Here is a 12653-nt window from a genome sequence, read left to right on the forward strand (position 1 = left end):
TGATTCCAGCATCTTAACCGCGTGGTAATACTAACGCGTTTTAATAGACTCACAAATGGTTGCGTTCTCAGTGGGTCGAGTCAATGCGTTTCAGTCTTTCGCCGAAGTTCGGTAAGTCGGCCGGTAATCTTCTGGTTGTGGGCCTGCTGGCGAGTGCCGCAACGGGCTGCAGTTCCGATGTGACACGGTTTGGCGGTTTGTTTTCCTCCTCCGGGCAGGACCAGATCACCACAAGTTCCATTCCGCGCCGGGGCGGCGTTCAGGGCGATCCGGTGCCGCGCGCCGATCTCGGCGGTTCGGCCGTCGCCAGCCAGTCCGGCTACGGCGGCAACAATGCGATGAACCAGCCCTATCCGGCGAACCCGGGTTACGAGCCGGTCCGTCCGTCCAGCGCACGCCTGGCTTCTTCGCCGGTCTCGATCCAGCGTTCCGAACTTGCCGCGCCGACGGCTGTCGCGCCATCCCGCCAGCGGGAAAAGGAAGTGGCGCTGGCCCAACCATTCCCGGCTTCGCCGCAGGCTCAAAAGCCGCGGCTCATGGCGCCGGCGGCACCGAAGGCAACGCCCGATTCGTTGACAACAGGCACGACGCCGAAGATTTCCGGCTGGTCCTCGACCAATGCACCTTCGGTGACGCTGCGCCCGGGTGAAAACATCGCCACGCTGTCCCGGCGCTTTGGTGTTCCGGAAAAAGAAATCCTGCGCATCAACAATCTGAAAACCGCCTCTGCCGCTCAACCCGGCCAGGCGATCCTGATCCCGACCTTCAATGGCGGCAATGCCGCCAAGGCGGCGTCGCAGGCCGCCGATCTTGCCAAGCCCGGCAATATGCCGGAGCCGGCCAAGGCGCCGGAGCAGAAGGTGGCCGTCGTCCCTGGCGCCAATTCCGCCCGCGACAAGACCATGGCGAGTGCCGATCCGGCCGCAAAGGTTCCCGCCGGCGCTGGCAGGGATCCGAAGGCGGCCGCCGGTACTTATGTGGTCAAGCAGGGCGATTCGCTGGCAAAGATCGCCAAGGCGACCGGCGCCAATATCGACGATCTCAAGGCCGCCAACAATATCTCGGCGAGCTCGCTGCGTGTCGGCCAGGCCCTGAAGATCCCGAACGGCAAAACCGACACGATCAAGACCGCCTCGATCCCGGCTGAGAAGGTCGAGTCGAAACCGGCTGATCCGGCGCCTGCCCAGCAGACGGCGTCCGTTCAGCCCGCGCCCTATAAGGCGCCGGCCGCCACCCAGACCGTCGACGAGGTCGAGAAGAAGGCCGACGTCAGCTCCGACGCGCCGGAATCGACCGGCATCGGCAAATACCGCTGGCCGGTACGCGGCCAGGTCATTGCCGCCTATGGCGCCAACGTCAACGGCAGCCGCAATGACGGCATCGATATCTCGGTTCCGCAGGGCACGCCGATCAAGGCAGCCGAAAACGGCGTCGTCATCTATGCCGGCAACGGCCTGAAGGAACTCGGCAATACGGTTCTCGTCCGTCACGACGACGGTACCGTCACCGTCTATGGCAATGCCGACACGCTGAGCGTTGCCCGCGGCCAAAAGATCCAGCGCGGGCAGACCGTCGCCGTGTCCGGCATGAGCGGCGACGTCAAGCAGCCGCAGGTCCATTTCGAGGTGCGCAAGGACGCGTCTCCGGTCAACCCGATGACTTTCCTGGAATAGGTAGAGCGTACCAGGAAGCGCAAAAGCCCGGCCACCCGCCGGGCTTTTGTCATTTTGGACCGTCTTGCATCGAACCGGAGGCTGTCTACGCCCGGTCGATATGAACGCGCATGCGCCCCGCCAGATCCTGAATGTATTGCCAGGCAACGCGGCCCGAGCGCGCACCGCGCGTCGTTGCCCATTCCAGCGCCTCGGCGTGCAGTGTGTCGCGCGCGAGCCCGAGCTTGAAGTGATCGGCATAGCCGTCGATCATGCCGAGATAATCTTCCTGGCTGCATTTATGAAATCCGAGCCAGAGGCCGAAACGATCGGACAGCGAAACCTTCTCCTCGACGGCTTCGGACGGATTGATCGCCGTCGACTGTTCGTTTTCCATCATGTGACGCGGCAGCAGATGGCGCCGGTTCGAGGTGGCGTAGAAGAGCACATTGTCCGGCCGCCCTTCGACGCCGCCGTCGAGCGCCGCCTTCAGCGACTTGTAGGCGGTGTCGTCGTGATCGAAGGAGAGATCGTCGCAGAAGATGATCACGCGGTACGGCGTGTCCTTCAGGAGGTCAAGCAGGTTGGGAAGGCTGGCAATATCCTCGCGGTGAACTTCGACCAGTTTCAGCGCGACCCCGCTTTCGCGCCTGACATCCTCGTGCACGGCCTTGACCAGCGATGATTTGCCCATGCCGCGCGCACCCCAGAGCAAAACGTTATTGGCCGCATAACCTTCGGCGAAACGCACCGTATTTTCGTGCAGGATATCGCGCACATGGTCGACGCCGCGGATGAGTTTCAGCGCCACCCGGTTGGGTTTCTTGACGGGTTGCAGATGCTGGCGCTGCGGCGCCCAGACGAAACAATCGGCCGCGTCCCAGTCGTTGACGGCGGGTGCCGGTCCGGCAAGGCGCTGGACGGCATCAGCGAGCCGTTTGAGCTCGCCAAGCAGGGCGGTGTTGATTTCCTGGGTCATCGCAAGCTCCTGATTTCTTGCTGCGGCAATCCGCTTTATCTTTCGATGCGGGGTAGCATGGCGTTTTGTCGCCGGAAAGGTTATGAGGCAGCGGAATCGGTACTGTTTCCGGCTGTTTCTGTTGCATTCATCGAAGCGGCAACTATAGTCCGGCAACCTGAAAAATGAGGCGCAGTTCCGCCGCCAAGCCTGAGGAGTTTAGCATGTTCATCACCCCGGCATTCGCCCAGAGTGCGACCGATACCGCAACCGGTTTCGGCGGCTCCGGTTTCGAAATGATCATTCTGTTCGTGCCGCTGATGGTCGTCTGGTACTTCCTGCTGATCCGTCCGCAGCGCGCGCAGGCCAAGAAGCGTGAGGAAACCCTGAAGGCGATCCGTCGCGGCGACCAGGTCGTGACCGGCGGCGGTCTCGTCGGCAAGGTGACGAAGGTCGTCGACGACAAGGAAGTCGAAGTCGAGATTGCCGAAGGTGTGCGCGTGCGCATCGTCCGCAGTGGCATTTCGGAAGTTCGTGTCAAGGGTGAACCTGTCAAGGCCGACGCGGCGTAACAAGCGATAGCGGCAAACCGCCGGATCGGAAGATCGTCGAGAGAATGTTGCATTTTTCCCGCTGGAAAACACTTCTGATTTGGCTGGTTGCGTTTGCGGCCGTCGTCATCGCTGCGCCCAATCTGCTGAGCGAGGCACAGCGTGCCTCGCTGCCGGACTGGCTGCGACACGATCGCGTAATGCTCGGACTCGATCTGCAGGGCGGTTCGCAAATCGTTCTGAAGGTCGAGCGTTCCGATATCGTCAAGGATCGCCTGGAAGAGGCAGTCGCGAATGTGCGCAACGCGCTGCGCGGCGCCGGCATCCGCTATACCGGGCTGACCGGCAACGACCGGATCGTTAGTGTCCGGATCACCGATCCTGCTGAGACGCAGAAAGCTGTCGATCGTCTGAAATCCCTGACGACGACCGGCAGAGATTCCGCGTCCGAGCTCACGCTGCAGCAGGGCGGCGAAGGGCAGCTTTCGCTGCAGATTTCCGACGCCGACATTACCGCTGATGTTGCCTCCGCCCGGACCCGGTCGCTCGATATTGTCGGCCGCCGCATCGCCGGATTCGGCTACGAGAATTTCCTCGTTCGTCCCGAGGGCGATGACCGGATCACCGTACAGGTGCTGGGATCGGTCGATGCCGAGCGGCTGAAGAATCTCCTCAACCAGCCGGCCAAGCTTTCTTTTCATTTGATCGATGAAAGCATGTCGGGGCAGGAGGCGCTGAACGGCCGCTGGCCGGCGACATCGCAAGTGCTCTATTCGCTGGACGATCCGCCGGTTCCCTATCTTGTCGATCGCACGGCTTTCGCCAGCGCCGGCAACATGGTCGATATCCAGCCGGTCGTCGATCCGCAGACGCAGGATACCTCCATCGCCTATCGTCTCGATGCCGAAGGCACCAAGCGGTTGGCTGAGGTGACGGGACAGAATATTGGCAAGCACCTTGCCATCGTCTTCGACGATCAGGTCATGTCGGCGCCTGCCATCGATGCCGCCATCACCAACGGCGAGGGCCGGATTTCTGCGAATTTCTCCGAAGACGGTGTTCGCGACCTTGCCGTGATGCTGCGCGCCGGCGCCTTGCCGGCGACGCTGACGAGCGTCGAGGAGCGCAGCGTCAGCCCGACCTTCGGCGGCGAATCCATCGTCTCCGGCTTTGTTGCCGGCCTCGTCGCCGTCGTGTTGGTCGCAGCGCTGATGATCGCGCTCTACCGCATCCTCGGCGTCATTGCTGTCGTTTCGCTCTTCTTCAATCTGATCCTCATAATCGCGGCGCTCAGCCTTGCCGGCGCGACGCTCACCTTGCCTGGCATTGCCGGCATCGTTCTTATCGTCGGCATGGCGGTTGATTCGAACGTGCTGGTTTACGAGCGCATCCGCGAAGAAGAGAAAACCGCCCATTCCTTTGCCGAGGCCGTCGGTCGCGGTTTCTCGCGTGCCTTTGCGACGATCGTCGATGCGAATGTCACGATCTTTATCGCCGCCGTTATTCTCTTTTTCCTCGGGAGTGAGGCCATTCGTGGATTCGCAGTGACGCTGGCGGTCGGCATTCTGACGACCGTCTTCACGGCATTCACGCTGACCCGCTCGATCGTCGCCGTCTGGCTGGCGCGACGCCACCCCCGACACCTGCCGAAGAGCGTCCTCACCCATCTCTTCGAGCATGCCAATATCCGGTTCATGGGGATCCGCCGCTATGTCTTCACCGCGTCGGCGGCGATCTCGCTGATCGCCATGGCGGCTTTTGCCACCGTCGGCCTGCAGCTCGGCATCGACTTCACCGGCGGCTCGCTCATCGAGGTGACGGCGAAACAGGGCAATGCCGACATCGCCGATCTCAGATCGCGCCTCAACGATCTCAATCTCGGTGAGGTCGGGGTCGAACGCACCGGCGGCCCGGCGAATGCGCGGATCCGCATCGCCTCCCAGGGCGGCGGAGAGAATGCCGAGCAGTCGGCAGCGACGCTGGTGCGCGGCGAGCTCGAGGCGGATTATGATTTCCGCCGCGTCGAGGTCGTCGGCCCCGCCATCTCGGGCGAATTGACGATGATGGCGACGCTCGGCATCGCTGCCGCGCTCGCTGCAATCCTGCTCTACATCTGGATCCGCTTCGAGTGGCAGTTCGCCGTTGGCGCCATCATCGCAACGCTGCACGACGTCATCATCATGCTGGGGCTTTTCGTGCTGACCGGCATCGAATTCAATCTGACGAGCATCGCCGCGGTCCTGACGATTGTCGGCTATTCCTTGAACGACACTGTCGTCGTCTATGACCGGATGCGCGAGAACCTGAAGCGATACACGAAGATGCCGCTGCCGATCCTGATCGATGCCTCGATCAACCAGACGCTGTCGCGCACCGTCCTGACGGCAGCGACGACGCTGCTTGCCTTGCTGGCGCTCTACCTGTTCGGCGGCGACGTCATGCGCTCATTCGCCTTTGCGATGCTCTTCGGCGTCGCTCTCGGCACTTTCTCTTCGATCTATATCGCCGCTCCCGTGCTGATCGTCTTCCGGCTGCGGCCGGAGAGCCCCGACGGGGAGGAGAGCAACAAGACGGATGCCGGTGTAAAATCCGGCACGGTGGTTTGAAAACATGGCCAAAGGCATAGAAATCCGCGCCGCGCATTTTCCCGGGCGCGCCCCGATCGATACTTACGGCAATGGCGGTTTCCGTTTTGCCGACATGTCGCATCGCGGCTCGATCCTTTGCCTGCCCTCCGGCATTCATGGCTGGGACATGGACATGTCGAAGCCGCTGTCGCCTGAAAACTTTCGTCGCGTGCTGGACGAGGCCGCCGCTATCGAGGTTCTGCTCGTCGGCACAGGAACCGAGCTTCGCCGTCTGCCCGAGGAATTGAAGCAGGCGCTGAAGGCGCGCGGCATCGCCTCCGATCCGATGAGCACGGGTGCCGCAGTGCGCACCTTCAACATCATGCTCGCCGAGCAGCGCGCCGTCGCGGCGGCATTGATTGCGGTCTGACGATGGCGGAAGAAAATATTGCGACGAACCAGGATATCTGCCTGGCGATGCTGCGCGACAGTGATCGCGACCGCTATCTCGCTTGCCTCCTATCGCCGCAGGACAAGCGCGGTGCGCTTGCGGCGCTTTACGCATTCAATGCCGAGCTCGCCCGCATTCGCGACCTGGTGCACGAGCCGCTGCCAGCCGAGGTGCGCATGCAATATTGGCGCGACCTGCTGGAAGGCAGCGCGCATGGTTCGACGGCGGCCAATCCCGTCGCCGCCGCGCTTCTCACGGCGATCGAAACCCACCGCCTGCCGCGCAAGACGCTGGTCGACATGATCGAGGCCCGCACCTTCGACCTCTATGACGACCCGATGGAAACCCGCCTGTCGCTCGAAGGCTATGCCGGCGAAACCGCCTCCGCGCTGATCCAGCTTGCAAACCTCGTGCTTTCGCCGCAGGACGCAGCACGATCGGCGGATGCGGCCGGCCACGCCGGCGTCGCCCAGGCGATTGCCGGCCTGCTGCTTTTGATGCCGCTGCATCGTCGCCGTGGCCAGCTCTATATTCCGCTGCAGATCCTTTCGGCCACAGGGCTCGACCGCGATAGCTTCCTCGCCGGCGAAGACCGGCCGCGCATCGCCGCCGCCGTCGAGGCCTTCGCCGGCCTCGGCCGCGAGCATCTGGCAAAGGCAAGGGGGGCGGGACCGATTGCGCCAGCCGTGTTTCCGGCCTTCCTGCCGGCCACGCTGGCCGAACCGGTGCTCCTCAAGGCACAGAGACGTGGCGCCCAACTGTTCGACCGGTCGCTGCAGCCGCCGCAGTGGCGCCGCCAGCTCGCAATGGCGCTGGCTGCAGCGCGCAGGAAAATCTGATATCGGTCAAATTCGCGCAAGTCTCGCGCGCTACAAGGTCTCAACCCTACCCTTTGAACGGAGACTCGGCGTGGGCATTATCGTCTGGTGCGTCCTTTTCGCCATCGTCATTTTCATTGCCTTCGTGGCAACGCGCATGGCGGCGCAAAACAAGGAAGACAGCCTGCACGACACCGGTCTCGCCATTATCGAGTTCGGCCGCGCGTTTCCCAACGAGGCGATCCGCCAGTTGCAGGCGACTGAGAACGGCCAGGCGATCTTCGTGCGTCTCCACGACAACAAGGCCGGGTTGATGCGCAACATGGCGCGCCACTTCTCCTGCCATCTGATCGAGCCCGGCCGTGTGCGCGTGGTAAGCTCGGAGACGGGCAGGGGGCTGGCGATCGAATTTCTCGATGCGCCCAATCACAACGGAAAATTCGAGTTCGCTTCACCGAAGGAGGCTTCCGAAGTTGCGTTGTGGCTGCTCGGCAACTACATCGCCGAGCCGGACAAGGACCTGCCTGCCGGCCATATATCGGCGGCCAACAAGCAGTAGGGCAGCTGCTCAGGCGCTTTCGGCAAACCTCGGTGTCTGGCCGAGCCAGGCGGCGCAGTCCGCAAGCGCACGACGCGCGATCAACTGCCGTTTCATGATTGTCTTATCCTTGCCGCGGAAGCGCTTGACGCCTTCGGGCTTGACGATCGAGCCGGGCTCAAGCTCCGGAAACAGCCCGAAATTGATGTTCATCGGCTGGAACGAGCGTTTGCCGGGCTCTTCGTCGGTGACGATGTGGCCGCCGGTGATATGACCGAGCAGCGACCCGAGCGCCGTCGTCGCCGGCGGCAGCAAGATCGCTTCGCCTTTGCGTTCGGCGGCGGCAAAACGGCCGGCCATCAGCCCGACACTGGCGCTTTCCACATAACCCTCGCAGCCGGTGATCTGGCCGGCAAAGCGCAGGCCGGGCCGCGACTTCAGCGTCAGCGACGGATCGAGCAGTGTCGGGGAGTTGATGTAGGTGTTGCGATGCAGACCGCCGAGGCGGGCGAATTCCGCATTTTCCAGGCCTGGGATCATCCGGAAGATTTCCGCCTGCGCGCCGTATTTCAGCTTCGTCTGGAAACCGACCATGTTGTAGAGCGTGCCGAGCGCATTGTCCTGGCGCAGTTGCACGACGGCATAGGCCTTGACTGTCGGATTATGCGCGTTGGTCAGCCCCATCGGCTTCATCGGTCCGTGGCGCAGCGTCTCGCGTCCGCGCTCGGCCATCACTTCGATCGGCAGGCAGCCGTCGAAATAAGGCGTGCCTTCCCATTCCTTGAAGCCGACAGTGTCGCCAGCGATCAAAGCGTCGACGAAGGCATTGTATTGCGCCTCGTCCATCGGGCAGTTGATGTAATCCTTGCCCGTGCCGCCGGGGCCGACCTTGTCGTAGCGCGACTGGTACCAGCAGATATCCATGTCGATGCTGTCGCGGTAGACGATCGGCGCGATGGCGTCGAAGAAGGCGAGCGAATCTTCGCCCGTCTGCGCCTGGATGGCGCTGGCAAGTGACGGCGCCGTCAGAGGCCCGGTGGCGACGATGGCGAGGTCCCAGTCGCGCGGCGGCAGGCCGGTGATTTCCTCGCGCACGACGGTGATCAGCGGGTGATCGTGGATTGCCTTGGTCACAGCTTCGGAAAAGCCGTCGCGATCGACGGCGAGCGCGCCGCCGGCCGGCACCTGGTGGCGGTCGGCGGCAGCCATGATCAGCGAGCCTGCCATACGCATCTCCGCATGGATGACGCCGACGGCATTGCTGGTCGCATCGTCGGACCGGAAGGAATTGGAGCAGACGAGTTCGGCGAGACCATCGGTCTTGTGCGCATCCGTGCCGCGCACGCCGCGCATTTCATGCAAAATGACGGGAACGCCGGAGCTGGCGATCTGCCAGGCGGCTTCCGAACCGGCAAGCCCGCCGCCGACGACGTGAATAGGAGGATAGGAGATCGTGTTCATTCCGGGCTGATATCATGTCGGCAGATACGATCCAACACCTGGAATCAAAAACGGCGCCCTGATGGCGCCGTCTTGAAGCATCGTGCCGGTTCCCGCTGTTAGCGGAACGAGCGAGATGCGATATTGCGGATGTCGTAGCGGCTGACGCCGATGTCGGATAGGGTCTGGTTCGACAGGCTGCCAAGTTCGTTGAGTGTACGGCGGTAGCTGAGCCAGCTCTTTGCAATGCGGATCGGGTTCATTGTCATCTTCCTCGAACAAATGTCCGCTGGACGGCGGGATCGCCTGTCTCTCTGCGGTTGATGTTTATATAGGCGAAAACCCTCTCATTGTGCAGTGCAAATAAAAGGCGTCTGCCATGCAATTGTGCAATATGATGCTTGAGAAATAAGCGGTGAACATTTTTTGAGCGAGCCAAGGAATCGGAAAGATCCTGCAACCGGGACGACCGGCAATCGCCATAAACGAAAACGCCCGCTGCGGTACAGCGGGCGTTTTAAGCTTAGGCGGATCTGCTCGGGAGGAAGCAGAATCCTTTGAATTAACGCGAAGATGCTTCGCGGGCGACACGATGGATGTCCGAACGGTCGATGCCGAGGTCATGCAATTCGCGGTTGGTCATGCGGCCGAGTTCGGTGACCGTCTGACGATACTTGCGCCAGTTGTTGAAAGAGCGAGTGATGTTCATGTTAAGCCCCTTTCCGAGGGTTTGATCTGCCAGCAGCCACCCATCGGCGCTGACCTCTATTTGATGACCGGAATATATGTTGCGGTGCGAAGAAGGAAAACAGCCAAGTTTTCAGGTCACCTATGCGGCATATGCAATGCTTTACACAATGTTACCGCAGTGTGGCCAACGAATAGGCAAAGTGACTTGAGGGAGTACTCGACTTTTGAAGTGGCGCGAGGTTGCGACGAGGAAATACCCCAGCCTCTGGCGGGTTATGCGCTGGACAGCCGGTTCGTCGCCGGTTCGACAAGCTGTCAGTCGTTGCGATGGCCCGCAAAGCGGCGCGATCACGAATGCGGCGCTGCGGCTTGGGGCGAAGAAAACTCCGGTGGACCTTGCTTTCCCGGTGGCACGGCGCAGCCCGCCCCGCTTATGCTAACGCCTTGAACTTACGTAATATATTGTCATCAAATAAAACGCCCGCCGGGGGAGGATCCGGCGGGCGCATTATAGTGACTGGCAACTGGGAGGAGGAGTGTTGCCAGTCCATCACAGCGCGCTTGGGAGGAGGAGTGCGCGGCTGCGAATCTCGTCACGGACCAATAATCCGCGGGCGTCCGGCAGTGCCGGGCCGGGGCGCCATCCCGTGCTTCGATAGGCCATTAAATAGTATGACTAATTGGTATTTTGCAGTGCAATAAATACATGATTGGTATGCGAAACATGCATACCTGTTCCTTCATATGCTCATATTAGCGGTTCCGACGTTAGCGCCCGGTTAACATCTGGCCCAAATTAGACCAATGAGGAATTTGCATATTTGACGCTGAGGCGTTTGCGAAGCCGCCTGCTGCGTCTATAAATGTCGGTAGCCGCAGCGCCGGAGCGAGCGTCGCGGAACTGAGGGGTGGAAGCATGTATCGCGGCAGATTGGAGCGGGATCTCTCGCTCTGGGTGGGCAAGGGTCTGCTTGGAGAGGAAACGGCCGGCGCGCTTCTCGCCGAATATGACGGTCGCCCGGCCAGCTTCAGCCTCGGCCGGGTGCTGATGGCGCTGGCGGCGGTGCTGCTTGCTGCTGCCGTTCTGCTGGTAGTCGCCTCCAATTGGGAGGCCATTCCGCGCCTCGTTCGCGTCGGCGCCATCCTCGCGCTGATCTGGGCGGTTCATATTGCCGCCGCCCTGATGCTTGCCCGTGGTGCGGCAGCCGCCGCAGGCGGACTGCTGGTCATCGGCGCGATGAGCTTTGGCGGCGCCATTTCGCTGGTCGGGCAGATGTATCATCTCTCCGGCGACGAGCAGACGGTGATGTATCTCTGGTTCGCCATCGCGACGATCTCGGCGATCCTGTTCCGTTCGGGCGCGGTGGTCGTCGTTGCCGGCTTTCTCTCCTGGGCGTCCTTCGCCGTATATCTCGAGAACCATGATACGCATTGGATCGGGCTTGATCCCTGGATGGCGCCCGTCATGGCGGTGATCGTCATTGCGTTGGTGCGTTACACCGGCGCTGCGCGGGCGCGCCATCTCGCCTATTTGCTGCTGATCGGCTGGCTTGCATGGCTCTACACGCTTTATGAGGAGATCGCGGTGGCGCTCGCCTTCGCCGTCGGCGGCATGGCGGGCGTCGTGCTGACAGCATTGCCGCATCCCCGTATCGCGCCACTGGTCAGGAGTGCCGGCGCGGCCCCGGCTTTCTACAGCTTCCTGGTCGCCGCAATCGGCTTCCTGCTCCTGCATGTCGAGATCGAGCAGGGATGGCGCCTGGTCGTGCTCGGTCTGGCGACACTTGCCGCCGCCGTGCTGGCGATCGCGCTGCATGGCAGGAACAATGGCGCCGTGCGTTACCTCGCCTATACGACTTTTGCCGCGGAGATGCTCTATCTCGCTTCCGTCACCGTCGGTTCGATCCTCGGCACGTCGAGCCTTTTCCTGTTTTCCGGTCTCGTGGTCGCGCTGGTCGCCTGGATTGTCATCCGTCTCGAGCGGCGCTTTTCCGCAAATTCACGGGAGGCGCGCGCATGAGTTCGTTGATGGCAAGGCTGCAGTCCGGCAAGGGCTACCTGCTTTCGGCGGTCATCGTCGCCGGCCTGCAGACCATAATCCTCGGCATGATCATCCAGAGCCGGGCGTCGATTCTCGGCAATGGCGCCGAAGTGCTGCTGAAGACGGCGCCGGTCGATCCGCGCGATTTCCTGCGCGGCGATTATGTCGTCCTGAACTACGACATTTCCTCGGTGCCGGTGCAGACGGTTTCCGGCGGCATTCCGGCCGAGCCGGGCGAGCGCACGCTGTGGGTCCGGTTGAAAAAGCAGGCGGACGGTTTCTGGACGGTGACCGAATCGTCCTTCCAAAGGCTGCCGCCGCAGCCGGAGACGGTGATCCTGCGTAGCCAGCCCTTTTATAGTGGCGGATTGGCTGCGGGCGACAGCATCCGCGTCGAATACGGCATCGAGCGCTATTACGTCCCCGAAGGTCAGGGTAAACCGCTGGAGGAGGCCCGCAATGACGGCAACGTCGCCATCGCGGTGCGCGTCTCGCCTGATGGAAGCGCGCAGATCCGCAGCCTGCTCGTCGATGGCAAGCCGGTTTACGACGAGCCGCTTTACTGATCCCGCAAGCCTTCGGGGCAGGGGCGCTTTTAGGCCGCAAATCCCTGTCATTTGCCGTTCATTTTTCCTTTGCCTCGACCAAATCGGGTGATATAGAGACGCCGCGCTCCGGAAGGCCTCATGCGCAGGCATAGGCATGCGGTTCTGTGGACGCGGGTATGGTGAAATTGGTAGACACGCCAGATTTAGGTTCTGGTGCCGCAAGGCGTGGGAGTTCAAGTCTCTCTACCCGCACCAGGCTGTTTGCAGGGGGAGACTAAGAACTTGGTTGTCCCCGAATGACCGAAGGTTGTTCCGAATACTCGGAAGTGAGTGCCGTTCCCCTTTTGGCGGAATGATACAGGAATTGGGAAAAGCCACGCGCGGCACGCAGCCGGCGTC

General features: G+C 61.9%; 12 protein-coding genes and 1 tRNA gene. 9 read left to right on the forward strand and 4 right to left on the reverse strand.

Annotation, left to right across the window (positions count from 1 at the left end; translation table 11 throughout):
* Positions 1 to 83 precede the first annotated feature (83 nt).
* Positions 84 to 1673, forward strand: coding sequence for a M23 family metallopeptidase (locus tag AMC88_RS09415; protein WP_016732897.1), 1590 nt, complete (start codon positions 84 to 86; stop codon positions 1671 to 1673).
* A gap of 85 nt (positions 1674 to 1758) precedes the next feature.
* Here AMC88_RS09415 and AMC88_RS09420 read toward each other — a convergent pair whose 3' ends face one another.
* On the reverse strand, positions 1759 to 2631 hold the full coding sequence (locus tag AMC88_RS09420) for an ATP-binding protein (RefSeq protein ID WP_064825178.1): 873 nt from the start codon (positions 2629 to 2631) through the stop codon (positions 1759 to 1761).
* Positions 2632 to 2834: 203 nt separating this feature from the next.
* Between AMC88_RS09420 and yajC the strand changes: the two genes are divergently transcribed.
* The 5 genes from yajC to AMC88_RS09445 all read left to right on the forward strand — a co-directional run bounded on the left by yajC (position 2835) and on the right by AMC88_RS09445 (position 7556).
* Positions 2835 to 3182 (forward strand): preprotein translocase subunit YajC, encoded by a 348-nt coding sequence (yajC, locus tag AMC88_RS09425; protein ID WP_004678848.1) that lies wholly within the window; start codon positions 2835 to 2837, stop codon positions 3180 to 3182.
* A 44-nt stretch (positions 3183 to 3226) separates the two neighbouring features.
* Positions 3227 to 5767 (forward strand): protein translocase subunit SecDF, encoded by a 2541-nt coding sequence (gene secDF, locus AMC88_RS09430; protein ID WP_064825179.1) that lies wholly within the window; start codon positions 3227 to 3229, stop codon positions 5765 to 5767.
* Between the two features lie 4 nt (positions 5768 to 5771).
* Positions 5772 to 6158: an Mth938-like domain-containing protein gene (locus AMC88_RS09435; RefSeq protein WP_012483608.1), complete on the forward strand. Its 387-nt coding sequence runs from the start codon at positions 5772 to 5774 to the stop codon at positions 6156 to 6158.
* A gap of 2 nt (positions 6159 to 6160) precedes the next feature.
* The gene (locus AMC88_RS09440) at positions 6161 to 7018 is read left to right on the forward strand and encodes a phytoene/squalene synthase family protein (RefSeq protein ID WP_064825180.1); all 858 of its coding nucleotides are present in this window, start codon (positions 6161 to 6163) and stop codon (positions 7016 to 7018) included.
* 70 nt (positions 7019 to 7088) lie between these two features.
* Positions 7089 to 7556, forward strand: a complete 468-nt coding sequence (locus tag AMC88_RS09445) for a hypothetical protein (protein ID WP_064825181.1) — start codon at positions 7089 to 7091, stop codon at positions 7554 to 7556.
* A 9-nt stretch (positions 7557 to 7565) separates the two neighbouring features.
* Here AMC88_RS09445 and trmFO read toward each other — a convergent pair whose 3' ends face one another.
* The 3 genes from trmFO to AMC88_RS09460 all read right to left on the reverse strand — a co-directional run bounded on the left by trmFO (position 7566) and on the right by AMC88_RS09460 (position 9684).
* The gene (gene trmFO / locus AMC88_RS09450; protein ID WP_064825182.1) at positions 7566 to 8996 is read right to left on the reverse strand and encodes a methylenetetrahydrofolate--tRNA-(uracil(54)-C(5))-methyltransferase (FADH(2)-oxidizing) TrmFO; all 1431 of its coding nucleotides are present in this window, start codon (positions 8994 to 8996) and stop codon (positions 7566 to 7568) included.
* 98 nt (positions 8997 to 9094) lie between these two features.
* Positions 9095 to 9238 (reverse strand): DUF1127 domain-containing protein, encoded by a 144-nt coding sequence (locus AMC88_RS34655; protein WP_004678841.1) that lies wholly within the window; start codon positions 9236 to 9238, stop codon positions 9095 to 9097.
* Positions 9239 to 9537: 299 nt separating this feature from the next.
* Positions 9538 to 9684 carry a DUF1127 domain-containing protein gene (locus tag AMC88_RS09460; RefSeq protein WP_004678838.1) on the reverse strand — a complete coding sequence of 49 codons (147 nt, stop codon included), beginning with the start codon at positions 9682 to 9684 and terminating at the stop codon, positions 9538 to 9540.
* Positions 9685 to 10581: 897 nt separating this feature from the next.
* Here AMC88_RS09460 and AMC88_RS09465 point away from each other — a divergent pair.
* The 3 genes from AMC88_RS09465 to AMC88_RS09475 all read left to right on the forward strand — a co-directional run bounded on the left by AMC88_RS09465 (position 10582) and on the right by AMC88_RS09475 (position 12509).
* Positions 10582 to 11685, forward strand: coding sequence for a DUF2157 domain-containing protein (locus tag AMC88_RS09465; protein WP_064825183.1), 1104 nt, complete (start codon positions 10582 to 10584; stop codon positions 11683 to 11685).
* Positions 11682 to 12272 (forward strand): GDYXXLXY domain-containing protein, encoded by a 591-nt coding sequence (locus tag AMC88_RS09470; RefSeq protein ID WP_016732904.1) that lies wholly within the window; start codon positions 11682 to 11684, stop codon positions 12270 to 12272. The genes AMC88_RS09465 and AMC88_RS09470 overlap by 4 nt, the downstream gene beginning before the upstream one ends.
* 152 nt (positions 12273 to 12424) lie before the next feature.
* A tRNA-Leu gene (locus AMC88_RS09475) sits at positions 12425 to 12509 on the forward strand.
* The last annotated feature ends 144 nt before the right edge of the window (positions 12510 to 12653 follow it).

The sequence above is a fragment of the Rhizobium phaseoli genome (assembly GCF_001664385.1).
GTDB lineage: Bacteria > Pseudomonadota > Alphaproteobacteria > Rhizobiales > Rhizobiaceae > Rhizobium > Rhizobium phaseoli.

Coding starts and splice junctions, on each gene's coding strand:
- AMC88_RS09470 (WP_016732904.1), top strand. CDS start 11,682: ATGAGTTCGTTGATGGCAAGGCTGCAGTCCGGCAAGGGCTACCTGCTT.
- trmFO (WP_064825182.1), bottom strand. CDS start 8,996: ATGAACACGATCTCCTATCCTCCTATTCACGTCGTCGGCGGCGGGCTT.
- AMC88_RS09435 (WP_012483608.1), top strand. CDS start 5,772: ATGGCCAAAGGCATAGAAATCCGCGCCGCGCATTTTCCCGGGCGCGCC.
- AMC88_RS09440 (WP_064825180.1), top strand. CDS start 6,161: ATGGCGGAAGAAAATATTGCGACGAACCAGGATATCTGCCTGGCGATG.
- AMC88_RS09465 (WP_064825183.1), top strand. CDS start 10,582: ATGTATCGCGGCAGATTGGAGCGGGATCTCTCGCTCTGGGTGGGCAAG.
- yajC (WP_004678848.1), top strand. CDS start 2,835: ATGTTCATCACCCCGGCATTCGCCCAGAGTGCGACCGATACCGCAACC.
- AMC88_RS34655 (WP_004678841.1), bottom strand. CDS start 9,238: ATGAACCCGATCCGCATTGCAAAGAGCTGGCTCAGCTACCGCCGTACA.
- secDF (WP_064825179.1), top strand. CDS start 3,227: ATGTTGCATTTTTCCCGCTGGAAAACACTTCTGATTTGGCTGGTTGCG.
- AMC88_RS09420 (WP_064825178.1), bottom strand. CDS start 2,631: ATGACCCAGGAAATCAACACCGCCCTGCTTGGCGAGCTCAAACGGCTC.
- AMC88_RS09460 (WP_004678838.1), bottom strand. CDS start 9,684: ATGAACATCACTCGCTCTTTCAACAACTGGCGCAAGTATCGTCAGACG.
- AMC88_RS09415 (WP_016732897.1), top strand. CDS start 84: ATGCGTTTCAGTCTTTCGCCGAAGTTCGGTAAGTCGGCCGGTAATCTT.